Below are 21380 nucleotides of genomic sequence, written 5' to 3'. Positions count from 1 at the left end.
TAATCGTAGCGGAATTGCCCACTTCGCCACAGTATCGCCATCGGTCTGGATGGTGGGCCCACCAGGATTCGAACCTGGAACCAAAGGATTATGAGTCCTCTGCTCTAACCGTTGAGCTATAGGCCCTGAAAGGGTTTCAAGCGGATTTGCGCGATCGCCGTTGCAATTTCGGTGTAACCCTGCGGCTTGTCAGCCGACTCTGGAGGGCATCCATCGCGTCCCGCATCGAAGCGGCGTGAGTGTACCGTTCCGCCATGGCGCGTGTCTTCCATCCGCCCATCATCTGGATCGTCGCGGCATCGAGGCCGGCGTGCGCCGCGTTCGTCGCCGCGGTGTGGCGCATCGTGTGCGGCGTCACGTGCTTGCTGATGCCGGCGCGCTCGACGCACCGAGCGAAGATAGCGTTCATCTGGTAGACCCTGCCCGACTTCGCGCGCGGCGACGCGAACAGGAACGCCTCCTGCTCCATGTCGGCGATCACCTCGCCCAGGTAGTCGGCCAGCACCTGCGGCATTGCCTGCTCGCGCCGACCGGCCTTGTCGCGCCGGATCCAGAGGATGCGCCGCTCCACGTCGACGTCGGCGGCGCGCAGGTTCAGCGCCGCGCTGTGCCGCAGGCCGGTGTAGAGCGTCACCATGACGAAGCGGTGCGCCAGGTCCGATTGATCGTTCGCTGCAGCCTTCAGCAGCCGCTGCGACTCCGCCGGCGTGAGGTAGACCAACTTGCCCTCCGGCTCGGCCTGGCGCGCCAGCAGCGGCACCGCGGCCAGCAGCTTGCGCCGACGCATCGTGTTGAGCATGTGCAGCAGCGCCGACCGCTCCCGGTTGATCGTCGCCGGGCTCGCGCCTTCGGCCTTGCGCTTGGAGACGTAGGCCATCCAGTCGTCATCGGTCAGGCGCGCGACCTGCTGCTGCCCGAGGTGCGGAACAAGGTGCTGCTGGAATCGCATCATCTTCGCCACCAGGTCGCGGCCATCATGCTTGGCCAGATACGCCAGGTAGTCGTCCGCAGCCTGGGAAATGCTCAGAACGCGCGCCTGACGGCTTCCAGCTACCCCATGTGCGGCGGAACGCTTGGCGGCCTTCAGCGCGCTCACAACGTCCTCAGCCTGCGTGCGGGTGTAGCCCTCCGATTCCAGGCCGACCACCTGGTGATGCCGCCGGCGGTTGACCATCACGTTGACCGACCACCGGCCATCGCCGGCGCTGGTGCGCGTGTAGGTGATGCCGTGCTCGCTCAGCGACTGGCCAGGCTGCAGGCCGCGCATGCCGGCGCGAGTGAGCTTGGCGAAGGCGGTCATTTCTTCTGCCCAATCCTTTCGTACTCCTCGATGTCCAGTTCAAGGCTCCCGAGCACCGAGAGGGGCTGATCCCAGCGCTCGATCACTTCCTGGATATCTTCATTGAGACGATCGCGATGAGCGATGAGTCTGGCCAGAGCGCGCTCGACTTGGCTGACGTAGCCCTCGGGTGCGACGCCCGGTTCCCGTACCTCCGCCAACGTTTTCTCGTGAGACTGGATCTCCTGCTGAACCAAGCGGAGCTCTTCCGTTCGGTTCGCGAAAGTGACGGTCTCCAACGAGTCGAAGCTCGTCGCCAAGCGCCTCGCAACCTCAGCTTCGAGGGTCCTGTTGGCATGGAACGCCGCCTGAGTAAGGCGATCCTTCAACTCAGCAGGAAGCGCAACACGCCAGTCAAAGGACTCTTCAAGGCGCGCCACGATGTCCGCGTTGACGGATCGCGCGGCCGTTTCCGCTGCCGCCTCAATCCTGCCGCGCAACTCCGGGGGTAGCCGGACACTGAAGTTTCCTGCCCTCTCCTTCTCGGGCTTGGGCGGCCTTCCCGGCTTCTTCTTGGGGGTTTGAGACATGCGATTTCTGCAGAGTTGGGCGCGAACGCAAAGATAACGCAAAAAACCATTGCCATCCACAAAAACCAGTAGTAGGCTTTATCTGCGTTCGCATTGTAACGCACAAACAAGAGCCCACACTCATGACCACCAAGCCCTCCGAACTTGCTGCAAATCGCCTCAAAGGACCCGAGGCCGCCTCATATCTCGGCCTGAGCAACTCGACTCTGGAAAAAATGCGCCACGAAGGCCGCGGCCCGCGCTACGTCCGGTTGGGCGGCCGGGTTTTCTACCGCCGCGCCGACCTTGACGCCTACATCGAGGGATCCGTCGTCGAGACGACCAACAGCCGTGCTCTCGCCGGCTGAAGAGAGGCGGCCCGCCCGGCTCCCTCCGGAACGAGCCGCTGAAGCCACCCCGAACCCTGACAAGGAACGAACTGACCATGCAAAGCATAGAGCTCGCCCAGCCGGCCACGATACGTGCGCCTCGCCCGCGTTCGAACACCCAGTCGCGGGAGCAACTCGCCGCGGCGATCTCTGCTCGATTCGATGCCCACCGAGCCGCCCTAGCCGCCAAGTACGCCGAACCGCTGCTGGCAATGCAGAGCGCGCGTGCGCTGGCGGCCAAGTTGACCAGCAACCCGATCAGCACCAGCAAATAGAAACGGCCCGAGCGTGCCAGCGCCCGAGCCGTCGAATTTCAGACCGAACCCTCACGAGGAACGACCATGTCCGCAACGATACACCAACTCTCGGGAAACGTGCAGCGTGCCCGTCTGCTGCAGAACGCGCTCGACACCAACGCCGCTTGCTTGTTCATCCTTCGACTGCGTTTCGAACACCTGGATTGCTTCGGGCACGATGGTGTCGCTATCGCTTTCGAGACAGTCAGCAAAGCCATGAGAGAAAGCGTCCGGAGAGACCGGGAACTCTACGAGGGCAACGATACGGAAGCCCAGATTGAAAGGCTGAAGTACTTGGCCAGGGTGGATGCCTGGAGGGGTGCGGACAAGCTGGACACGTGCCAGATGCTGCGATTCCCGTCGGACAAGATCGTGCGCCGGCTGAAAAAGAAGCGCGGTCCATTGAAGCAAACGGACCTCCCGCTCCCACGCGGCGCACGTGTCGCTGAGCAGCAGATCGGAGAGCGCGAATGAACAGGAAAAAGCTGCTGAAAGAGCTGACCGAGATGCTCCGCGCGTCGTCCCTTCCTGAAATCGACGATGACGACTTCACGCCCGACGCCGTGTCGTCGACTTTCGTCGAGATGTGGTCGAGCAATCCCGCCACTCCGATCAACACCGCCTGGGGCATGGCGCAGGTGCTCACCGGCATCGACCGGCTTCTGCCGCCCGCATCACACTGAGGAGGCCCCATGAACTACCGCCCCATGCGTTGCCTCACGGCGCGCCAACTACGCGACGTGCCGCGTGCGCAGGTCGAGCGCTGGCTGGCCAGCACGAAGGCCGCGGAGAGCGCTCTGGACACGCTCATCGGCATGGGGTGCACCGCACCCCAGTACGCCAACGATCGCGCCGTGTGCGAGCACAACCGGCGACTGCTGACCAAGCAGCTGTCGCGCGTGGCTGCCTGAGCGAGCGCACATGGGCAGGAAGAAGCAAGACAACCGGTGGGACGACATCGACGGAGGCTCAGCCTTCGTGGTGCCATACACGCTCCTGCGCCATCCGAACTTCATCCGCCTTAGCGCTTGGGCGCACAAGCTGCTCCATGACCTCGGCGCGCAGTACACCGGGTTCAACAACGGCTACTTGTGCGCGTCCTGGTCCCTGATGCAGCACGTGGGGTGGAACTCGTCAGCGACCCTGTACCTCGCGGTGCGCGAGCTTGAGCACTATGGAATCATCGAGCGCACCCAGCAGGGCGGCAGGAACAAAGAGAACCTGCACGCCTTCAGCTGGCGTCGAGTCGACCACAAAAAGGAGAAGCCGCTGGACGCTGGCTGGGGTCTTTCGCCCAAGCCGACCAATGCCTGGAAAGAGAAGAGGCCGGACTTCAGCAGAACCACCGGGGCGCGCAAATCGATCCCTGAAACGAAGCTCAGGAGCGCTGCGTGAAAACGCAAAGAGTTGTTCGCCCCGTGAACAACGCTTGTTCGCCCCGTGAACTAGTCGCAGCTCGCCTTGTTCGCCCCGTGAACAAGAAATCGCTGACTTGTTCGCCCCGTGAACTAGTAACGGCTGTTTTCGCCCCCAACGTTGTTCGCCCCGTGAACACCTTAAAAGTATTACCAGGGCATGTGCGCGTTTCTGCTGCTGATCCAGGCTCTGGATTACCGCTCCAGCACCACGGCGGCCAAATCGGCGAGCGATCGACGAGCGTTCGGCGAACGGTGATGCGGTCGCACTGCGAACGCATGCTAAATCGATGCGTTCGCATGCTACTAGCACGAAATCGGCTGCTACTAGCAGGCGCGCGGCTCATCGAGCACTCCATGAGCGCTCACCGCCCGGGCGATTCGGCCGCAGCGGCAGCGGAAGGCTTCCCCGAAGGCTTCCGGGAAGGCTTCCGGCTCTGCAGATGGTTGATTTCCAAGCAAAGCCCAAAATTGGATTTTGCGAAACCGTTCCCCAAACCGTATGCCGAACGGTTTCGGCGCAGCCGCAGTGACCGCACCGCCCTTCAGCCAGGCCGCCACGGTGCTGGCGTGCCGGGGTGCATGAAAGGCCACGGCATGCAGGTAGCATCGCCCTGGGCACCCGGCCCCTGTTGACGAATGCTGACCTTTCCGCAGGCATTGCGCACGCGAGGAACTACCGCATGAATGACGAAGACATGCCGCTGCTAATCCATAGCTACAGCAACGACCCCGCGGAACTGGCGCTCTGGGAGCTGATCAACAGCATCGCGCCTGATGATCCGCTGTCAGCCCATCTGCTTCGCCGATTCGCTGCGATCGAACAGGACTGGCGCGGGAACCTTGCCGACCTTGAGCGGCGCCGGGTAGCTCTCCAGTTTCGCGTAGACCGCCTGGATGCTCGAGAGCGCGCCCTGGGAGACCGACCAGCAGCCTTGCATGATCCAGAGATCCGGCAGCACCTGCATGGCGCCTTCTGGACGTTGGACGATGCCGAGAAGGCATATCCCCTCAGCAGGGGAGTGGCGGTCATCAAGGGCGGAGCGGCCGGTGGCAAGAACAAGCGAGAGCCGGAATGGCACGCGCGCTTGTTTGCTTATGCCACCGGCCGCATTGATGGCACAGGAAACGGCGTGCGCTACAGCGAGCACGAACTGGTCAGCATCTGTGCCAGAAGGTTTCCTGAGCACAGGAGGGACGCCATCCGCCAGGCCCTGCGGAAAAAGGGACTGATCAGCCCGAGAAAAAAGCGGGTCAAGCTACAAGACCGTTTGCGTAGCGGGTGCAATGGCACCCATGACGAAGAGCAACGACCGAATTAGCGGAACGGATACGGCGCCACGTGACAGCCGTGGACGCTTCGGACCGGGGAACCCAGGCAAACGCCGCGGTGCACGCAACAAAGCCACCATCGCAGCTCTGAAGCTGCTGGAAGGGGAATCCAAGCAGCTAATGCGCAAGGCCATCGACCTAGCGTTGGCCGGCGACAGCACTGCGCTCAGGCTCTGCCTCGAACGAGTCTCTCCTCCCTCACGCGAGCGCGTGCTTGCGATCGACCTGCCCGTCCCCACCTCGCCGGCGGACGTCCCCAAGACCCTCCAGGCGATCCTGCAGGGCGCAGCTGATGGAACCCTCACCTCCGGCGAGGCCGAGCGCCTATCGCGCTGTGTACAGACGTTTTCCATGGCCTTCGAGGCGGCTGACTTCGACGCGCGCCTCAGGGCGCTGGAGGGTGACCGTGCGAAATGAACTGAAGCGTCGTATTCGCGCCGTAGAGGCCACCGCAATGCGGTCTGCAGCACGTCCGCCGATATCAGCGGCCGACCTGGCGATGTGGGCCGCCGTCTACAATCTCACTGTCGACTACGGCCATCTGGTTGAGCAGGCGAGTCAGGTGCAAGACGCAATCCGTGGTCCCTCTGATCATTGGATGCTCGGTATCCAGACCATCACCCCAGACATGACGCCCAATCAGGCAGCGGAGGCGTATGCAGCCACGCTGAGAGGTCTCGAAATCGGTCCCGTACCCGAGCCCAAAAGCGTCAGCGTGGGCGTGATGGTCGACTTCATCGAGGCGGTAGGGCGCATCGACCCAGAGGCCGAGAAGCAGTTTTGGCGACAGACCGACCTCTGGGACAAGATGGGATCGAGCGACGCACGCACGCTGGCTGAGATTCACGGCACCGCTGGGCTGCCCTGCCCATTCCCACCGCCGCCTAGCGGCACCCCAGGAGATAGAGCATGACCGCACACAGCGTGATCTACGACCGGTACGGGAACGTGGTTCCCGACGAGTTTGACGAGTTCGGCAAGCGAAAGAGTCGCGTGCTGAAGGACGGCGAGCGCATCTCCATCCGAATGACACTCATGGACTCCACACAACAAGCGATAGCGGCACACGACGATGTTGCGGCAGCTCGCGCCCAGGCAATGGCCGATCACCAGGAGTGGCTGCGCCAAGGCGGGCGGGTCTGCGGATCCAACGCAGCGGCCAACCAACGAACCCTGGACGCCTCAATCTCGAGCGCACGGCAGGTACAGGCGATCGCCGACCGCCACCAAGCCGAAGCCGCTGCCCGTGAATCGATCGAGCGATCCAATCCTGCCATGGCTGCTTACCTCGACTCCGTCGAAGCGCTGCAGGCCGGCCGCCAGTACTTCCAGCGATAGCCGGAGACGAACATGACCGATATCCTCGATCGCGCTGCGGCTGCGGCAGCCTCCGATGAAACCAGCACCAGCCAATTGGATGATCTGCTGACTGAGCTGCGTCCGCTGCGAGACAAGAACGCCGCTCGGCTGAAGGCGATCCATCCAGGAGACCACCAGCACAACCGTGGCACGGAATACTCCCGCGTCCTCAGCTTCGGGGCCACGGAAGAACTGGCATCTATCCGGCAGGAGTTCCAGCAGCTGCAGGAGCAACAGGAGCGAGTGCTGGCGCAGTGCAGCTCTCTGGGCAACCTACGGCGCGCGCAGGCAGCCAGGGAAGCGCAGGCAGCGCTTCCCGACCTGCAGGGCAAGCTGGAGCAGTCGCTGGCGTCGGCCGCCGCCGCACGGGCTGCATGGCTGTCCTCTCTGAACGACGTCAACGAAGCGCTGCAGGCAGTCAAGCTCGCCCGCCACTCTCTCGTAGGGACCACATTTATCGGCGCTGCGGCTTCATTCGAAACCGTCGACCGCTTGATCGGCCTGGCGTCACCAATTCAAGGCGCGAACTTCATCCGGCCTGACTGGCGCGACATGCTGGAAGCCGAGCTTGGCGTCAAAGTCGGTGATTGGAAGCCCCGCGCCAGCCCGATGCTTGAGTCTGCACTGTCGAACTTTTCCAACTGAAGGAGGCCGAACCATGGATCTAGCAGAGCTTGGCTCTTCTGTCGACAGCAGCGGCTTGGTTGCCGCTGCAGAGGCCAAGCAGGCCAGGAAGGATATCCCGTGAGCACTTTTACTGACCAAGTAAACGCCCGTGCAAAGCTGCTCTTCGACGTCCAAACGGTGGCCCCCGACATGCAAATTCAAGACGCAGATACAAGCGCAGAGATCCGCCGGCGCGTGGTCGTGAGCGTGGTCGGCGAAGCGAAAATTAAAGACCGATGCGATGACTACATCCACGGTGTCTTCGACTCCATCGTCCAGAACAAGATGAAGCCGAAGGCGCAAGTGATCACGTCGCCGGGGCGCCTTAGCCGCTGATAGTCGTAGGCGACCCAATAGCCGCCCCATCGCCAACGACCTGCGCCCAGATCCAGCAACCACATACCGGAGATTTCATGTCCATCGTCGAAGATATCCGCAGAGCAATCAGCCGCGACAATCCGTTGAGCTCGCAGGAGGTCAGCAGCATGCTGGCCCAGCTGCAGCCCGAGCTTGGCCGCTACAATGCCCGCTGGGAAGAGATCGCAATCGCCGGCCCGCGTTCTGCGAACAACGGCCCGCTCTACCGGAAGCTGCTGATCAGCGGCAGCGTGGAAGAGATCGCGAAGATGCAAAAGGAGTTCGATCAGCTGTCGATCGAGCGGGACCGTATGCGGGCCATGCATGACAGTCTCTGCCAGCTCCGCAACCTCGCGCTGCTCAGGGAAGCCGATGAAGGCCTGCCCGATCTGCAGCAGCGCCTGGTGGCCGCCATCGAAGGCGCGGAGGCGAAGCAGCGGGAGCTGGAGACTTCGTTCGATGCGGTGGAACAGCTGTATCTGGGAATCGCTCAGGCGCGCGGCCGGTTGAACGCCGCCGGCATCACGCCCAGGCCGGAGCAATCGGCAGCAGCTGCCACGATCGACAGGCTGGCGGTGCTGAGCCCGCTGTCGCGCGGCCAGCGCACGTCCATGCACCGCGATGCCGGCTCGCACAGCGGCAACATTGGGATAGTGCGCGGCGGCGGCGAGAAGGATGCTGCTGCAGGCAATCCGCGCAATGCGGAGTGGCACGCATGAGCCGCGCCGCGCTGGTATCGAATGCTGCGCGCCTGGCGCCCGCCGTAGATGTGACCGACCACGACAGCGACGCAGACGTCCGGCGCCGCGTAGTCAAAGCGGTGCTGGGTAGCGACGCCGTCGCTGGACGCTGCGACGACTACGTCGAGGGCCAGTTCGATGACCTCGTGGAAACCGGCCAGGTCGCGCTCCCCACTCCGCTCGTGCCGCGCCTCAGGTCGAGACTGCACTGAGCAACCGCGCGGAGAGTTGCTCCTTTGCGCCGGACCAGCCGGGAGGTGTCCGCAACAACGCCCGGCAGCCGCTGCACTTGGGTTGAGTGTGAGGCGGTCGGATCCCGCTCCGGCGGGATCTTGTTTCACAGGTCCCTTTTCAAACACCAGAAGCCGGAGGCGATGCAATGGCAGCGGATCACATGAACGCTACGGATCAGCAGAGATTTGAGGTGGCGCCCGACCTGCGCGCCGAGATCAGCGCGGTGATGGCGGCCTGCAGGGAGCTGTGCCCGCGGTTGGTGGCACAGGCAGCATCCAGGACCCCGGACGCGGCCCATTCGATCGGCAATGCTCTCGGCCGCGGCGAACGGCTCATGGTCGCCTTCGACGTCGACGGGCCAGACCCGATGCTCCGCGTCTTGACCATCGGCGCCGACCAAGTCGCCACCCAGCACGTAGCTTTCGGCGCAATCTCTCCCAGCGAAAGGAGGAACTGATGATCCAGCAACCCAAGGTGCGCATCGTCCGCCTCTACGGCGCCCTGCGTGCCCGCTTCGGCAAGGAATTCCGTCTGGCGGTGGCGTCGCCGGCCGAGGCGATCCGAGCGCTCTCGGTACAGCTCCCCGGCTTCCAGGCGTTCCTCATGGGCGCCAAGGATCGGGGCATGGTGTTCTCGGTCTTCAACGGCCGGCGCAACCTCAGCGAGGACCAGCTACACGATCCGCCGGGCGACGAGATGATCCGCATCGCGCCGGTGCTGCAGGGATCGAAGCGCGGCGGCACATTGCAGACGATCGTCGGCGCGGTGCTGATCATTGCAGGTGCGGCGATCAACATCCTTTCCAGCGGTTCCCTCGCGTGGATCGGTACGCCGCTGATCAACGCCGGTGTCGCCATGGTGATCGGCGGTGTGGTGCAGATGCTGTCGCCTACGCAGAAGGGCTTGGGCGCGCAGGACAGCCCGGCCAACAAGCCCAGCTACGCGTTCAATGGCCCGGTGAACATGCAGGCCCAGGGCAACCCCGTGCCGGTCGCCTACGGCGATACGTGGGCCGGCTCGGCCGTCATCAGCGCCGGCATCTTCGCAGAGGATCAGGCGTAGGGCTGAACCTGGCGGAAAGTCAGGTCAACGCACTCTGGAGGCTGTAACGGCTTCCCCAACCCCGATGTAAGTGGTTCAGGAATTCCGTTCAGCTAGCCGATCCCCCGCCAAACCTCCAAGCCTTAGCCCGGGTCGCAACCCCTTGATGTTTCAAGAAACATGGAACTCGGCCGCTATGTAGATGTCAAAGCACAGGTAACCGGGCCGGATGAACCGTCCGTCTACGCAACGCACCATTCATCATGATTGTCAACGCTAAATGCTGTTTGTTTCATCGAAAGGGGGTTACACTTTTTGTCGAAGTGATCGAAAGCGGCGCCGCTGCAAGTACGTCCAGCGGCCGCCCTTGGAAGGGCGGCTTTCTTTTCACCACCATGGCAAGGAGAGTCGGAGTGAGCATGTACTATCGCTACGGTTGGCCGTTGGGCCACATAATTGCCAAGCTCGGCATCACAACCACGATCCTCGTTGAAGTCGTTCGCGATGAAGAAGCCGGCGTTTTCATCGGCACGAGTCCGGACGTGCGCGGCCTGGTAGTCGAAGCTGAGACGCTCGATGGCGTGATGGCAGAAGCGCGCGATCTGATACCCGAACTGGTCTGCAAGCCTTCTGACATCGGCCCGCGCGCCGTGGCTTCAATCCGATATCGGGATCGGATCGCCCATGCATGAATGGGTACGAGAAGCAGGTTAAGGAAATCCTGCGCAAGAACGGTTGGCAGTTTCTGCGGCATGGCAAGGGCTCTCACGACATCTGGACCAATGGCAAGCACTGCGTCAGCGTGAACCACGTCTGCAAGTCGAGGCACACCGCCAACAGCATCATGAAAGAGGCTGGCATCAGCCACCGGTTCTGATACCGATACCCCGCTTCGGCGGGGTTTTCTTTGCCTGCTGCTCGTTGGACTGCTTCAACGCGGGCCGCAGCTTGCCTAGCTACGCTGGCGCGCAAACGCTCAGCAATTCCTCAGAACACGCAGCACCAATTCGTTGCCTCCGGCAAGCCAGGCATGCTCGTCCACTTACCAGGTGCCGCCGATCTTCATGCCGGGGAGAGAGCCGGATTGCAGCCAGCGACGAACGGTCAGTTCAGTTGGCGCCGATCCCTCGGCGAAGTACTTAAATCTCCACGCGATCACCGTCATCAGCAGCATCTCGAGCACCTCGAATTGGCGGTGACCGATCGTACGTAGCGAGGGTGACAAGATCGGACAGCATTATGCTGTCAGCGGCTCAGCAGATCGACGCCTCATCCAATGAACAGCGAACCCAACTCTGGCCTTGCATCCGGACGGCACCCGCTGCGCTTCCTGCGCATTCGTGAGGTGCTGGCGCGCACAGGCCTGCCGAAGTCGACCCTGTACGATCGAATCCGAGTCGGCAGCTTCCCCAAGCCGGTGCCGCTGGGCGGAACACTGTCGGCCTGGGTTGAATCGGAGGTCGAGGACTGGATGGCAGCACGCATCGCAGAGCGAGAAAGCAGCGTGTAGTTCCGGTGTAGAGATGCCGGAAATTCCCGGAGTTTCACCGCGGAAACTGGAAAGCGAACGCGCACCCATATCCGCGAAAACAGACGCTTTTCAAGGCATTTTGAGCGAATCGACAGCTGGCGGAAACTCAGCCGAACCGGATTATGAGTCCTCTGCTCTAACCGTTGAGCTATAGGCCCGGATGCGTCCGGAGCGGGCGGGCGATGCGTCGGCCGCCGGCTTGGCGCCTCTGGCGTACTCGCCGGTAGAGGCGCCGAAGCAACGTGGAGTTTACAGTTCGACGTGGCGCGCTGTCTTCCCGGGACGGGAGCGTCGGGGCTCCACGCAGCGTACCCCCACGCGTGAAAACGGCAGCGGGCCGTGCTGACACCCATCAGCAGGGGCCACAACCTTCCGCCAGCCACAAACAGCGAACGCCGCTACTGGCCCCCAATGCCAGAGAACATGCTCGCGACGCAAGCAGCGACTTCCTGCGCCTGCCCCTCCGGCACAATGATCCTCACGACCTTGCTTCCGCTCCAGTGGAACACATGGTCATCCAGCAGTTCGATGGCGAGTACGTTTCCGTTGAACGCGAATCTCGCCCGCCTGGTCGTGAACCCATGGATCTGGTCGTCGGCCTCGATGTAGAGGCACCCGGGATCCTCGATCTCGTCCCGGCAGAGCCCGATGTTGTACGGCAGCCCGGGACGTTCTTGTTCGATCAGGAAGCCCAGCGAAAAGTAGCCGTCGTCGCTTTGCTGGTTATCGACGTCCGCCCGCAGCGACTTCAGGATGTCATCCATGCGCCTTTCCCTTGCATCCCCTGCCCGGCCGAGTGGTGCGAGACGCGCACGAGGATAGCGCGTGCGCCACCATGGCCGCGCACGCGTCGGCTCTCGGCCTTAGTGCAACCGATCAACTGCGCCTCTAATCCTCCAACCCCAGCACCAACACCGCCAGCGGCGGCACGGTCAACGCCAGCGACGCCGGATGCCCATGCGCCCCGACGTTCTCGCTGCGCACGCTGCCGCCATTGCCGGTGTTGCTACCACCGTAGATCTCCGCGTCGGAGTTCAGCAGTTCGCGCCAGCGGCCGCCGCGGGGAACACCGATGCGGTAGCCGTGGTGCACCTGCGGGGTGAGGTTGGCCACCACCAACAATGGAGTGTCGCTGCCCTGGGCTTTGCGCAAGTAGGCGAACAGGCTGTTGCCGGCGTCGTCGCCGATGACCCAGGCGAAGCCGTCGGGGTCGTCGTCGAGGGCGTGCAGTGCGGGGTGGTCGGCGTAGAGGCGGTTGAGGTCGCGCACCAGGCGCTGGATGCCGCGGTGGTTGGGCTGGTCGAGCAGGTGCCAGGGCAGCGCGGCGTCGTGGTTCCACTCGGTGGGCTGGGCGATTTCGCAGCCCATGAACAGCAGCTTGCGCCCCGGGTGGGTGTACATGAAGCCGAGGTAGGCGCGCAGGTTGGCGAAGCGCTGCCAGTCGTCGCCGGGCATGCGCCCGAGCAGGGAGCGCTTGCCATGCACCACTTCGTCGTGGGAGATGGGCAGCATGAAACGCTCGGAATACGCGTAGACCATGCTGAAGGTCATCTCGCCGTGGTGGTAGCGGCGGTAGATCGGGTCGAGCTGGATGTAGTGCAGGCTGTCGTGCATCCAGCCCATGTTCCACTTGTAGTTGAAGCCCAGGCCGCCATGCGCCAGATCCGCCGTGACGCCGGGCCAGGCGGTGGATTCCTCGGCGATGGTGATGGCGCCCGGGGCGTGTTCGGCGACGACCTGGTTGAGACGGCGCAGGAAGGCGATGGTCTCGTAGTTCTCGCGGCCGCCGTGGATGTTGGGCACCCACTCGCCGGCGTTGCGGCTGTAGTCGCGGTAGAGCATGGAGGCGACGGCGTCCACGCGCAGGCCGTCGACGTGGTAGCGCTGCAGGAATTCCAGGGCGCTGGCGATCAGGAAGCCGGAGACTTCGCGTCGGCCGTGGTTGTAGATGAGGGTGTTCCAGTCGCGGTGGAAACCTTCGCGCGGGTCGGCGTGTTCGTACAGCGAGGTGCCGTCGAAATGGGCCAGGCCGTGGGCGTCGGTGGGGAAATGCGCGGGTACCCAGTCGACGATGACGCCGATGTCCTCGCGGTGGCAGCGGTCGACGAAGCGGGCGAAGCCCTCGGGCGTGCCGAAGCGCGCGGTGGGCGCGAACAGGCCCAGCGGCTGGTAGCCCCAGGAGCCGCCGAACGGGTGTTCGGTGACCGGCATCAGTTCGATATGGGTGAAGCCCATGTCGGCGACGTAGGGAATCAGGCGCTCGGCCAGGCCGTCCCAGTCGAGCATGCTGCCGTCGTCGCCGTGCATCCACGAGCCGGCGTGCACTTCGTACACGCTGATCGGCGCCTGTGGGCCATGGCGGCGCGCGCGCGTCGCCATCCAGGCGTCGTCGCGCCACTGGAACGGCGCGGGATCGGGGACGATGGACGCGGTACCCGGCGCCAGTTCCGCCTGCCGCGCGACCGGGTCGGCCTTGGCCGGCAGGTCTTCGCCGCGCGGGCCGCGCAGGGCGTATTTGTAGTGTTCGCCGGGGCCGACGCCGGGCATGAACAGCTCCCACACGCCGGCCTGGTGGCGCAGGCGCATCGGGTGGCGGCGCGCGTCCCAGCTGTTGAAGTCGCCGATCACCGCCACGCGCGAGGCGTTGGGTGCCCACACCGCGAAGCGGGTGCCGCGCACGCCGTCCACCTCGACCACGTTGGCGCCCAGCGCGTCGGCCAGGTGCAGGTGGTGGCCTTCGGCGATCAGGTGCAGGTCGAAATCGCTGAGTTGCGGGCCGAAGGCGTAGGCGTCCTCGGTCTCCTGCTCGCCACCAGGCCAGCGGATGCGTAGCCGGTAGCGGCCGTCGTCCGGCAACGGCGCGGCGAAGAAGCCGGGATTCGGGCCTTCCTGCAACGGCACCTCGCGGCCATCGTCGAGCACCGCCACCACCGCGTCGGCGCCGGGCAGGTAGCTGCGCAGCACGCGGGCGTCGCCGATGCGGTGCGCGCCGAGCACGGCGAACGGGTCGCCGTGGCGCGCAGTGGCGAGGGCGCGCAGCGTCGCGTCGTCCCAGACGTGGACGGCATCACTCATCGAATCGACTCCTGGGGCGCGGGAAAGCGCTCGAGTATGCGTAACAGTCCCTGTATGGGCACCATGATCCAGGCGGGGCGGTTGGCGGCCTCGTAGCGAATTTCATAGCAGGCCTTTTCGATCAGGAACAGCAAGGTGGTGGCCTCGAAGGCAGCCGGCGCCACCCACGGGTGCGGGCTGGCGTCGAGCACCTGGCGGTAGGCGGCCAGGAAGGTGGCGCTGGCGCGGCTGCGGAACGCGGACAGGAAGGCGTCCAGCGCGCTGTCCAGGCCGACGCCGACGCGCGCGGCGGTGCCCTCTTCGCCGCGCGCGGAGACTTCGCTGGCGTAATCCAGCGAGCGCAGGAAGCCGGCGACGTCGTGCAAGGGGCTGGCCTTGGCGCGGCGCTCGTCCAGCGACTTGGCCGGCTCGCCTTCGAAATCGATCAGCACCACGTCGTCGAACGCGACCAGGATCTGGCCGAGATGGAAATCGCCGTGCACGCGGGTCAGCAGCGCGTCGTTGAGCAGGGCCGGCGCCTGCTGCAACCAGGCGTCCAGGCGCGGGCGCTGGGCCAGCAGCGCGTCGATGGCGGCGCGTTCGCTGGCGTCGTCGCCGACGTCGCGGTGCGCGGCCAGGGTGTCCCACATCGCCTGCACTTCGTGCTGCACGCCGGCGACCACGTGCTGCGCCGCGGCCGCATCCACCGGCTGCGGCGCGAACGCGGGCGCGTCGGTGGGACGGGCCAGCACGTCGTGCAGTTCGGCCAGGCGCCGGCCGACCACGGCGGCGAAGGCGTCGTAGCCGGAGACGCTTTCCTCGCGCGCGGCGTCGTCCTGCGCCGCGGCGTACTCCTCGGCGCCGCGTGCCAGGTGGTCGAGGGTCCAGCGCCAGGCATCGCCCTGGTTGCGCACGAAGCCCTGCAGCAAGGCCAGCGTGGTTTCCGCGCCCAGCGCATCGATGCGGGTGACGTGGCCGAGCAACGGCGCGGCGTTGGCGTAGCCGATGGCGGTCAGGCGTTCGCCGATCTCGATTTCCGGGTTGATGCCGGCGGCGACGCGGCGCAGCAGCTTGAACACCGCCTTGTCGCCGACGATCAGCGAGCTGTTGCTCTGCTCGGCCGACAGCCAGCGGATTTCGGCGTCCTCGGCGATGTCCACCGCGGCCAGCGCCGGCGTGGCGCAGAAGCGGATGCGCTCGGGCGCGGCATCGGCGCCGGCATGGCTCTCGCCGTCGATCGACAGCACGCTGCCGTCGCGCAGCGCGGCGAGCATGGTGCGGGTCAGCGACTTCAGCGCGAAGCCGTCGGTGAGGTAGCCGACTTCGCGGCCGTGCCGCACCCGCGCCAGCGCCAGTTGCTCGGCCAGCACGCTGGGTTGCTCGCGATCCCAGACGATGCCCAGCGGCAGGATGTAGCGCTCGTGCTCGCCCTGCTCCAGTTCCGCCTCGATCTCCAGCAGGGTCAGGCCATCCGGACCGGGCAAGGGCGTGCGCCGGGCGATGCGCACGCCGCGCAACGCGCGGTCCTTGGCCGCGAACCAGCGCCGCGTGGCCAGCCAGGTCGGCAGGATGTCGCGCTCCAGGGTGGGCAGGTGCGGCAGCAACGCGTCGGCATCGACCTGGCCGCGCAGCACCAGGGTCTGGTAATCCGGCATGGGCATCGGTGCGGGCACGTGCCAGTCCGGCAGGGTGGCGTTGCCGACCAACTGGAACGCGTAGAAACCGAACGCGGGGACGGTGAGCAGGTAGGTCAGGCGCCCGATCGGCGGGAAGCTGCCGCCGCCGATGATGTCCACCGGCACCCTGCCCTCGAATTCGGACAGGTCCAGCTCCACCGCCTGCAGCGTATGCGAGAGGTTGGCCACGCACAGCACGGTCTCGTCCTCGTGGCAGCGCAGGTAGGCGAGCAGGCGGCGGTTGCCCGGATACAGGAACCGCAACTGGCCGCGGCCGAAGGCGCGATAGCGCTTGCGCACGGACAGGATGCGCCGGGTCCAGGTCAGCAGCGAATGCTGATCGCGCTGCTGCGCCTCGACGTTGACCGCCTGGAAGCCGTACAGCGGATCCATGATCGGCGGCAGCACCAGCGCCGCCGGATCGGCGCGCGAAAAGCCGCCGTTGCGGTCGATCGACCACTGCATCGGGGTGCGCACGCCGTCGCGGTCGCCGAGATGGATGTTGTCGCCCATGCCGATCTCGTCGCCGTAATACAGCACCGGCGTGCCCGGCATGGTCAGCAGCAGCGAGGTCATCAGTTCGATGCGGCGACGGTCGCGTTCCAGCAGCGGCGCCAGGCGCCGGCGGATGCCGAGGTTGATGCGCGCGCGGCGGTCGGCGGCGTAGGTCTGCCACAGGTAGTCGCGCTCCGAATCGGTGACCATCTCCAGGGTCAACTCGTCGTGGTTGCGCAGGAAGATCGCCCACTGGCAGCTCTCCGGGATCGCCGGGGTCTGGCGCATGATGTCGGTGATCGGGAAACGGTCTTCGCGCGCGATGGCCATGTACATGCGCGGCATCAGCGGGAAGTGGAACGCCATGTGGCATTCGTCGGCGTTCTCGCCGAAGTACTGCTGGGTGTCTTCCGGCCACATGTTGGCCTCGGCCAGCAGCATGCGGTCGGGATATTCGGCATCCAGCGTGGCGCGGATGCGGCGCAGGATGGCGTGGGTCTCCGGCAGGTTCTCGTTGGAGGTGCCCTCGCGCTCGATCAGGTACGGCACCGCGTCCAGGCGCAGCCCGTCCACGCCCAGGTTCAGCCAGAAGCGCATCACCTCCAGCACCGCCTCCATGACCGCGGGGTTGTCGAAGTTCAGATCCGGCTGGTGCGAGTAGAAGCGGTGCCAGAAGTATTGGCCGGCGACCGGGTCCCAGGTCCAGTTGGAGTTCTCGGTGTCGCAGAAGATGATGCGGGTGCCGGCGTAGTCCTGGTCGCTGTCGGACCACACGTAGAAGTCGCGCTCCGGCGAGCCGGCCGGCGCGTTGCGTGCGCGCTGGAACCAGGGGTGCTGGTCGGAGGTGTGGTTGATGACCAGCTCGGTGACGATGCGAATGCCGCGCGCGTGCGCTTCGGCGACGAAACGCTCGAAGTCGCCGATGCTGCCGTAGTCCGGGTGCACCGCCATGTACTCGGCGATGTCGTAGCCGTCATCGCGGCGCGGGCTGGGATAGAACGGCAGCAGCCAGATCGTGTCCACGCCCAGGTCGGCGATGTAGTCGAGCTTGGAGATCAGGCCGGGGAAATCGCCGATGCCATCGTCGTTGGAGTCGAAGAACGACTTGACGTGCACCTGGTAGATGATCGCGTCCTTGTACCAGAGCGCATCGCGCACGAGCGGGCGCGCCTGGCTGTCGGCGGACACTGCGACTTCGAGGTTCATGCACTGGCTCCGGCGCGGATGCGCCACAGGGAAAACGGCCGCGACGGATCGAGGCGAATGGTCTGTTGCTTGCCGTGCCAGGCGAAGGCATGGCCGTCCCACAGGTCCTGCGCGGCGACGCTGGCGTGATCGGGCAGGCCCAGTTCCCACAGCGGCACTTCGATCTGCGCCTCCTGCGCGGCATGCGGATCCAGGCTGACCGCCACCAGCACCAGGCTGCGGCTGCGCGCCAGGTGCGCCTCGTCGAGGAACTTGCCGAAGTACAGCACCTGGTCGTTGTGCGCCACGTAGAAGCGCGTGCCCAGGTGCGACTGCAGTTCCGGATGCTGGCGGCGCAGCAGGTTGAGGCGGGTGATCTCGTCGACGATGTCGCCGGGCGCGCGCTCGGGCCAGGCGCGCAGCTGGTACTTCTCCGAGTCCAGGTATTCCTCCTTGCCCGGCGCCAGGGGCGTGGCTTCGCACAGTTCGAAACCCTGGTACATGCCCCACAGGCCGGACAGCGTGGTGGCGAGCGCGGCGCGGATCAGGTGGCCGGCGCGGCCGCTGCGCTGCAGGAACACCGGGTTGATGTCCGGCGTGTTGACGAAGAAATGCGGGCGGAAGCATTCGCGCGGAATGCCGCTGTTGAGTTCCTCGATGTAGGCCTGCAGTTCGGCCTTGTGCTGGCGCCAGGTGAAATAGGTGTAGGACTGCGAGAAGCCGACCTTGGCCAGCCGGTACATCGGCTTGGGCCGGGTGAAGGCTTCGGACAGGAACACCACCTGCGGATGGCGGCCGCGCACCTCGGCGATCAACCATTCCCAGAACGGGAACGGCTTGGTGTGCGGGTTGTCGACGCGGAACAGGTGGACGCCCTCGTTGACCCAGAACAGCACCGCATCGCGCAACGCATTCCACAGCTCCGGCACCGCGCCGCTGGCGTAGAAATCGACGTTGACGATGTCCTGGTATTTCTTCGGCGGATTCTCCGCGTACGGGATCGAGCCGTCGGCGCGCCAGGTGAACCAGTCCGGATGCTCGCGCAGCCAGGGATGGTCCGGCGCGCACTGGATGGCGAAGTCCAGCGCCAGTTCCAGGCCCTGCTCGGCGGCGGCGGCGCGCAGCCGGCGGAAGCCTTCCAGTCCGCCGAGTTCGGCGTGCACCTCAGTGTGTCCGCCTTCGGCCGAGCCGATCGCGTACGGGCTGCCGGGTTCGCCAGGTTGCGCGGTCACCGAGTTATTGCGGCCCTTGCGGTTCTTCTCGCCGATGGGATGGATCGGCGGCATGTACAGCACGTCGAAGCCCATCGCGCGGATGTGCGGCAGCCGGGCGACGACGTCGTCGAAGGTGCCGTGGCGGGCGGGGTCGCCGCTCTGCGAGCGCGGGAACAGTTCGTACCAACTGGAGAAGTGCGCGCCGCGGCGCTCGGCCTCGACCCGGAAGGTCATCGGGTATTCGGTGCGGAACGGCTTGTCGTCGGCACGCGCCATCGCCTCGGCGGTGCCCGGCTCCAGCAGGATCTCGGCGCGGGCGGCGGGATCGTCGGCACGGGTGGCGCGCGCCACGATGGCCTTCAGCCGCGCCGCCAGTGCGCCGCGGCTGCGCGCGCGCGCGGCCTCGACCTGGGCCAGCGCTTCCTGCACGTCCACCGGCAGCAGGGTGCCGGCGGCGCGCTTCTTTTCCAGGTCGGCGTGGGTCGTGGCGAAAAGGTCGCGCCAGGCCTCGACGCGGAACTCGTAGCGGCCCAGCCGCTCCAGCGGGAATTCGCCGCGCCAGCGGTCGTTGCCCAGCGCGCGCATCGGCGCGCTGGACCAGCTGCGCGCGTCGGCGGCGCGCCACAGCAGCGCCACCGCGATGCGGTCGTGGCCATCGCAGAAGGCGTCGGCCTCCACGCAGATGCGATCGCCGACGGTGCGCTTGACCGGGAAGCGGCCGTCGTCGACCGACGGCGTCACCGCTTCGATGCAGACGCGCGCCGCGCCGGCGGCGACATCGGCCGGCGTGCGTGCGCGCGCCGACGCCAGCACCGGCCGCGCCGGCACGCTGCGGTAGACGCGCACCTCGCCCGCTTCCAGGGTGCCGCCCTGGTCGCCCTGGATCGGCTCGCCCTGGTCGCTGACAAGGGCTTCGCTGTCGCCGAGCAGGCGCAGCAACGCCGCGCCGGGCACCGGCAGCAGGTGGTCGCGGTCGCTGTTGAGCAAGACCAGCCAAGGCGCGGCGCCACGCGGCTCGACCGCGACGGCGGTCAGGGCGCCGTCGCGCAGCAGCGGGCGCAGGCGCAACTCGGCCATGGCCTCGGGCGGCGCCAGGAAAGGCGGCGCCACGGCATCGTCGGCCGGCGCCGCCAGCGCGGCTGAACCGGCGATCGCCGAAGCGTCGCCGAACGCGGCAGCCAGCCGCGCGCGTTGCGTGCGCGGCAGCGGCGCCTCGGTCGCGGTCTCCGGATCGATGGTGGCGACGACGCGGCGCGCCAGGCCGCGCAACGCCACGTCCTCGTCGAAGAACCAATCGCCACGGCCGTCCCACCAGGCCAGCGAGGAAAACGCCGCGTCGAAGCCGGCGCCGCGCAGTCCACGCAGCGCCTCCAGGCCCAGGCCCGGGGTCCAGGCCAGGAAGGTGGTCGAGGGCAGGTGCGCATGCACGCCGGCGATCAGGCCGCGCCATAGCGATGCCGGCACGCGTTGCGGCTGCAGCACGCGAAAACCGGCCAGCCCGCCGCGCAACCAGTCGCGCAGGCGTTCGCTCCACCACTGCGCAAGCCCGGCGCCTTCCTCGGCGTAGGCGAAGCGGCCCTGCGCGATTTCCGGCGCGCCGCGTTGCGCGCGCGGATCGGGCAGCGCCGAGGTGCGTGCGCGGAACCAGTGCGGATGTTCCTGCAGCAAGCGGCTGCCGCCGCCGATTTCGTCGATGCGCAGATCCACCAGCAGCTTCAAACCGTGCTTCTGCGCCAGCGCCAGCCACTGCTGCAGCCGCGCGTCGCCGGCCGCATCGTCGGCCGCCGGATCGGTCAGCCGGCCTTGCGGATCCTGCGCGAACGGGCTGGGCAGCACCACGTGGTCGCAGCCGTTGGCGTGCGCCGCGGCCATGGCGGCGTCGAGCGCATCCGCGTCTTGGGGGGTCGATGGGGACAGCAGGCAGACATGCATTCGAAGATCCCGTTCGCGTAATGGGGAGTGCACGATCCGGACCGCCACGACGCGTCATCGGCAGCCGGATCGGCCGTCGCAGGACGGAGACGGAACGCATCCGCACGCTGTGCCGCATCCACGATCGGATTCGGTGCCGATGCCGCTCGAAGCGATGCGACGGCGCAACGAGACCACAGGGCATGCCAATGAAATGTGTTCATGCCATTAAGCAGCCGCAAACGCTGACACTGGCGTACGGCTCCGGCGCCACGACACGGACGCGGCGCAAAACACCGCCATCCGGGGCGTTGCGCTGCACCCACGCGGCGACGCGCAACGGCGTCGTCGCGTTAACGTCACGGCATTTTCACGTATCGCAGTGGAGCGGGATCTGGACGTGTCGCGCTGCGGCAGTGCTACAGGCGTGCCTCGTGAAAAGGCTAACGGACGCGAGAAAACGTATCGTCCAAATCCTGGGCAGCCGTACCGCGGCGGACGCTGTCCAGCAGTCCAGCGACTGCACACAGAAGATGGGCAATCGCGATGGCGCGCCTCCGCCGCACTTTGCCTCCGCGTCAATACGCGCCGCTGCGAGTCAAGCGCCGCGACGCCGAAGCCAACGGACAGTGCATGC

General features: G+C 66.0%; 26 protein-coding genes and 1 tRNA gene. 19 read left to right on the top strand and 8 right to left on the bottom strand.

Annotated elements, in window-relative coordinates; translation table 11 throughout:
- Positions 1-50 precede the first annotated feature (50 nt).
- From AB3X07_RS03500 to AB3X07_RS03490, 3 genes are all read right to left on the bottom strand, one after another.
- Positions 51-126, bottom strand: a tRNA-Ile gene (locus tag AB3X07_RS03500).
- Positions 127-136: 10 nt separating this feature from the next.
- Positions 137-1300, bottom strand: a complete 1164-nt coding sequence (locus AB3X07_RS03495) for a tyrosine-type recombinase/integrase (RefSeq protein WP_369942791.1) — start codon at positions 1298-1300, stop codon at positions 137-139.
- On the bottom strand, positions 1297-1869 hold the full coding sequence (locus AB3X07_RS03490) for an Arc family DNA-binding protein (RefSeq protein WP_369942789.1): 573 nt from the start codon (positions 1867-1869) through the stop codon (positions 1297-1299). Before AB3X07_RS03490 ends, AB3X07_RS03495 begins: the two co-directional genes overlap by 4 nt.
- Before the next feature lie 122 nt (positions 1870-1991).
- On the opposite strand from AB3X07_RS03490, the gene AB3X07_RS03485 reads away from it, so the two are divergent.
- The 18 genes from AB3X07_RS03485 to AB3X07_RS03400 all read left to right on the top strand — a co-directional run bounded on the left by AB3X07_RS03485 (position 1992) and on the right by AB3X07_RS03400 (position 10554).
- Complete coding sequence (locus AB3X07_RS03485) at positions 1992-2216, top strand: helix-turn-helix transcriptional regulator (RefSeq protein ID WP_369942787.1); 225 nt, start codon at positions 1992-1994, stop codon at positions 2214-2216.
- A gap of 77 nt (positions 2217-2293) precedes the next feature.
- On the top strand, positions 2294-2512 hold the full coding sequence (locus AB3X07_RS03480; protein WP_369942786.1) for a hypothetical protein: 219 nt from the start codon (positions 2294-2296) through the stop codon (positions 2510-2512).
- Between the two features lie 66 nt (positions 2513-2578).
- Positions 2579-3007 (top strand): hypothetical protein, encoded by a 429-nt coding sequence (locus AB3X07_RS03475; protein WP_369942784.1) that lies wholly within the window; start codon positions 2579-2581, stop codon positions 3005-3007.
- Positions 3004-3216, top strand: a complete 213-nt coding sequence (locus tag AB3X07_RS03470; RefSeq protein ID WP_369942782.1) for a hypothetical protein — start codon at positions 3004-3006, stop codon at positions 3214-3216. The genes AB3X07_RS03475 and AB3X07_RS03470 overlap by 4 nt, the downstream gene beginning before the upstream one ends.
- Positions 3217-3225: 9 nt before the next feature.
- Entirely contained in the window at positions 3226-3444 is a 219-nt protein-coding gene (locus AB3X07_RS03465) for a hypothetical protein (protein WP_369942780.1), read from the top strand.
- Positions 3445-3454: 10 nt separating this feature from the next.
- Positions 3455-3928 carry a hypothetical protein gene (locus AB3X07_RS03460; RefSeq protein ID WP_369942778.1) on the top strand — a complete coding sequence of 158 codons (474 nt, stop codon included), beginning with the start codon at positions 3455-3457 and terminating at the stop codon, positions 3926-3928.
- A 703-nt stretch (positions 3929-4631) separates the two neighbouring features.
- A complete protein-coding gene (locus tag AB3X07_RS03455) occupies positions 4632-5270 on the top strand; it encodes a hypothetical protein (protein WP_369942776.1) in 639 nt (212 codons plus the stop codon).
- The gene (locus AB3X07_RS03450) at positions 5245-5697 is read left to right on the top strand and encodes a hypothetical protein (protein WP_369942774.1); all 453 of its coding nucleotides are present in this window, start codon (positions 5245-5247) and stop codon (positions 5695-5697) included. Before AB3X07_RS03455 ends, AB3X07_RS03450 begins: the two co-directional genes overlap by 26 nt.
- Positions 5687-6193, top strand: coding sequence for a hypothetical protein (locus AB3X07_RS03445; protein ID WP_369942772.1), 507 nt, complete (start codon positions 5687-5689; stop codon positions 6191-6193). The genes AB3X07_RS03450 and AB3X07_RS03445 overlap by 11 nt, the downstream gene beginning before the upstream one ends.
- Positions 6190-6618, top strand: a complete 429-nt coding sequence (locus tag AB3X07_RS03440; protein ID WP_369942770.1) for a hypothetical protein — start codon at positions 6190-6192, stop codon at positions 6616-6618. Before AB3X07_RS03445 ends, AB3X07_RS03440 begins: the two co-directional genes overlap by 4 nt.
- Before the next feature lie 12 nt (positions 6619-6630).
- Complete coding sequence (locus tag AB3X07_RS03435; protein WP_369942768.1) at positions 6631-7284, top strand: hypothetical protein; 654 nt, start codon at positions 6631-6633, stop codon at positions 7282-7284.
- A 99-nt stretch (positions 7285-7383) separates the two neighbouring features.
- Entirely contained in the window at positions 7384-7641 is a 258-nt protein-coding gene (locus AB3X07_RS03430; protein WP_369942766.1) for a hypothetical protein, read from the top strand.
- A 77-nt stretch (positions 7642-7718) separates the two neighbouring features.
- On the top strand, positions 7719-8381 hold the full coding sequence (locus AB3X07_RS03425; protein WP_369942764.1) for a hypothetical protein: 663 nt from the start codon (positions 7719-7721) through the stop codon (positions 8379-8381).
- On the top strand, positions 8378-8614 hold the full coding sequence (locus AB3X07_RS03420; RefSeq protein WP_369942762.1) for a hypothetical protein: 237 nt from the start codon (positions 8378-8380) through the stop codon (positions 8612-8614). The genes AB3X07_RS03425 and AB3X07_RS03420 overlap by 4 nt, the downstream gene beginning before the upstream one ends.
- Before the next feature lie 167 nt (positions 8615-8781).
- Complete coding sequence (locus AB3X07_RS03415) at positions 8782-9093, top strand: hypothetical protein (RefSeq protein ID WP_369942760.1); 312 nt, start codon at positions 8782-8784, stop codon at positions 9091-9093.
- A complete protein-coding gene (locus AB3X07_RS03410) occupies positions 9093-9698 on the top strand; it encodes a tail assembly protein (protein ID WP_369942759.1) in 606 nt (201 codons plus the stop codon). The genes AB3X07_RS03415 and AB3X07_RS03410 overlap by 1 nt, the downstream gene beginning before the upstream one ends.
- 242 nt (positions 9699-9940) lie before the next feature.
- A complete protein-coding gene (locus tag AB3X07_RS03405) occupies positions 9941-10369 on the top strand; it encodes a DUF1902 domain-containing protein (RefSeq protein WP_369942757.1) in 429 nt (142 codons plus the stop codon).
- A complete protein-coding gene (locus tag AB3X07_RS03400; protein WP_369942756.1) occupies positions 10366-10554 on the top strand; it encodes a type II toxin-antitoxin system HicA family toxin in 189 nt (62 codons plus the stop codon). Before AB3X07_RS03405 ends, AB3X07_RS03400 begins: the two co-directional genes overlap by 4 nt.
- Positions 10555-10719: 165 nt before the next feature.
- On the opposite strand, the gene AB3X07_RS03395 is transcribed toward AB3X07_RS03400, so the two are convergent.
- Positions 10720-10851 carry a hypothetical protein gene (locus AB3X07_RS03395; RefSeq protein WP_369942754.1) on the bottom strand — a complete coding sequence of 44 codons (132 nt, stop codon included), beginning with the start codon at positions 10849-10851 and terminating at the stop codon, positions 10720-10722.
- 102 nt (positions 10852-10953) lie between these two features.
- On the opposite strand from AB3X07_RS03395, the gene AB3X07_RS03390 reads away from it, so the two are divergent.
- Positions 10954-11187, top strand: coding sequence for a helix-turn-helix transcriptional regulator (locus tag AB3X07_RS03390; protein WP_369942752.1), 234 nt, complete (start codon positions 10954-10956; stop codon positions 11185-11187).
- A gap of 419 nt (positions 11188-11606) precedes the next feature.
- On the opposite strand, the gene AB3X07_RS03385 is transcribed toward AB3X07_RS03390, so the two are convergent.
- From AB3X07_RS03385 to AB3X07_RS03370, 4 genes are all read right to left on the bottom strand, one after another.
- The gene (locus AB3X07_RS03385) at positions 11607-11972 is read right to left on the bottom strand and encodes a hypothetical protein (RefSeq protein WP_369942750.1); all 366 of its coding nucleotides are present in this window, start codon (positions 11970-11972) and stop codon (positions 11607-11609) included.
- Positions 11973-12096: 124 nt separating this feature from the next.
- Positions 12097-14283, bottom strand: a complete 2187-nt coding sequence (glgB, locus tag AB3X07_RS03380; protein ID WP_369942748.1) for a 1,4-alpha-glucan branching protein GlgB — start codon at positions 14281-14283, stop codon at positions 12097-12099.
- Positions 14280-17639 carry a maltose alpha-D-glucosyltransferase gene (gene treS, locus AB3X07_RS03375; protein ID WP_369942746.1) on the bottom strand — a complete coding sequence of 1120 codons (3360 nt, stop codon included), beginning with the start codon at positions 17637-17639 and terminating at the stop codon, positions 14280-14282. Before treS ends, glgB begins: the two co-directional genes overlap by 4 nt.
- Positions 17636-20764: a maltotransferase domain-containing protein gene (locus AB3X07_RS03370; protein WP_369942744.1), complete on the bottom strand. Its 3129-nt coding sequence runs from the start codon at positions 20762-20764 to the stop codon at positions 17636-17638. The genes treS and AB3X07_RS03370 overlap by 4 nt, the downstream gene beginning before the upstream one ends.
- Between the last annotated feature and the right edge of the window lie 616 nt (positions 20765-21380).

Origin of the sequence: Xanthomonas sp. DAR 35659, from assembly GCF_041242975.1 — a bacterium.
GTDB lineage: Bacteria > Pseudomonadota > Gammaproteobacteria > Xanthomonadales > Xanthomonadaceae > Xanthomonas_A > Xanthomonas_A medicagonis.
Note: the sequence above shows the minus strand (reverse complement) of the source record. Positions and strands in the feature narration are given on the sequence as shown.

What these genes read in the sequence shown, in the direction of transcription:
- AB3X07_RS03450 (WP_369942774.1), top strand. Translation starts at nt 5,245, where the DNA reads ATGACGAAGAGCAACGACCGAATTAGCGGAACGGATACGGCGCCACGT.
- AB3X07_RS03400 (WP_369942756.1), top strand. Translation starts at nt 10,366, where the DNA reads ATGAATGGGTACGAGAAGCAGGTTAAGGAAATCCTGCGCAAGAACGGT.
- AB3X07_RS03415 (WP_369942760.1), top strand. Translation starts at nt 8,782, where the DNA reads ATGGCAGCGGATCACATGAACGCTACGGATCAGCAGAGATTTGAGGTG.
- AB3X07_RS03390 (WP_369942752.1), top strand. Translation starts at nt 10,954, where the DNA reads ATGAACAGCGAACCCAACTCTGGCCTTGCATCCGGACGGCACCCGCTG.
- AB3X07_RS03455 (WP_369942776.1), top strand. Translation starts at nt 4,632, where the DNA reads ATGAATGACGAAGACATGCCGCTGCTAATCCATAGCTACAGCAACGAC.
- AB3X07_RS03395 (WP_369942754.1), bottom strand. Translation starts at nt 10,851, where the DNA reads ATGCTGCTGATGACGGTGATCGCGTGGAGATTTAAGTACTTCGCCGAG.
- AB3X07_RS03370 (WP_369942744.1), bottom strand. Translation starts at nt 20,764, where the DNA reads ATGCATGTCTGCCTGCTGTCCCCATCGACCCCCCAAGACGCGGATGCG.
- AB3X07_RS03440 (WP_369942770.1), top strand. Translation starts at nt 6,190, where the DNA reads ATGACCGCACACAGCGTGATCTACGACCGGTACGGGAACGTGGTTCCC.
- treS (WP_369942746.1), bottom strand. Translation starts at nt 17,639, where the DNA reads ATGAACCTCGAAGTCGCAGTGTCCGCCGACAGCCAGGCGCGCCCGCTC.
- AB3X07_RS03495 (WP_369942791.1), bottom strand. Translation starts at nt 1,300, where the DNA reads ATGACCGCCTTCGCCAAGCTCACTCGCGCCGGCATGCGCGGCCTGCAG.
- AB3X07_RS03485 (WP_369942787.1), top strand. Translation starts at nt 1,992, where the DNA reads ATGACCACCAAGCCCTCCGAACTTGCTGCAAATCGCCTCAAAGGACCC.
- AB3X07_RS03425 (WP_369942764.1), top strand. Translation starts at nt 7,719, where the DNA reads ATGTCCATCGTCGAAGATATCCGCAGAGCAATCAGCCGCGACAATCCG.
- AB3X07_RS03490 (WP_369942789.1), bottom strand. Translation starts at nt 1,869, where the DNA reads ATGTCTCAAACCCCCAAGAAGAAGCCGGGAAGGCCGCCCAAGCCCGAG.
- AB3X07_RS03480 (WP_369942786.1), top strand. Translation starts at nt 2,294, where the DNA reads ATGCAAAGCATAGAGCTCGCCCAGCCGGCCACGATACGTGCGCCTCGC.
- AB3X07_RS03410 (WP_369942759.1), top strand. Translation starts at nt 9,093, where the DNA reads ATGATCCAGCAACCCAAGGTGCGCATCGTCCGCCTCTACGGCGCCCTG.
- AB3X07_RS03465 (WP_369942780.1), top strand. Translation starts at nt 3,226, where the DNA reads ATGAACTACCGCCCCATGCGTTGCCTCACGGCGCGCCAACTACGCGAC.
- AB3X07_RS03385 (WP_369942750.1), bottom strand. Translation starts at nt 11,972, where the DNA reads ATGGATGACATCCTGAAGTCGCTGCGGGCGGACGTCGATAACCAGCAA.
- AB3X07_RS03460 (WP_369942778.1), top strand. Translation starts at nt 3,455, where the DNA reads ATGGGCAGGAAGAAGCAAGACAACCGGTGGGACGACATCGACGGAGGC.
- AB3X07_RS03405 (WP_369942757.1), top strand. Translation starts at nt 9,941, where the DNA reads ATGATTGTCAACGCTAAATGCTGTTTGTTTCATCGAAAGGGGGTTACA.
- AB3X07_RS03435 (WP_369942768.1), top strand. Translation starts at nt 6,631, where the DNA reads ATGACCGATATCCTCGATCGCGCTGCGGCTGCGGCAGCCTCCGATGAA.
- AB3X07_RS03470 (WP_369942782.1), top strand. Translation starts at nt 3,004, where the DNA reads ATGAACAGGAAAAAGCTGCTGAAAGAGCTGACCGAGATGCTCCGCGCG.
- glgB (WP_369942748.1), bottom strand. Translation starts at nt 14,283, where the DNA reads ATGAGTGATGCCGTCCACGTCTGGGACGACGCGACGCTGCGCGCCCTC.
- AB3X07_RS03420 (WP_369942762.1), top strand. Translation starts at nt 8,378, where the DNA reads ATGAGCCGCGCCGCGCTGGTATCGAATGCTGCGCGCCTGGCGCCCGCC.
- AB3X07_RS03475 (WP_369942784.1), top strand. Translation starts at nt 2,579, where the DNA reads ATGTCCGCAACGATACACCAACTCTCGGGAAACGTGCAGCGTGCCCGT.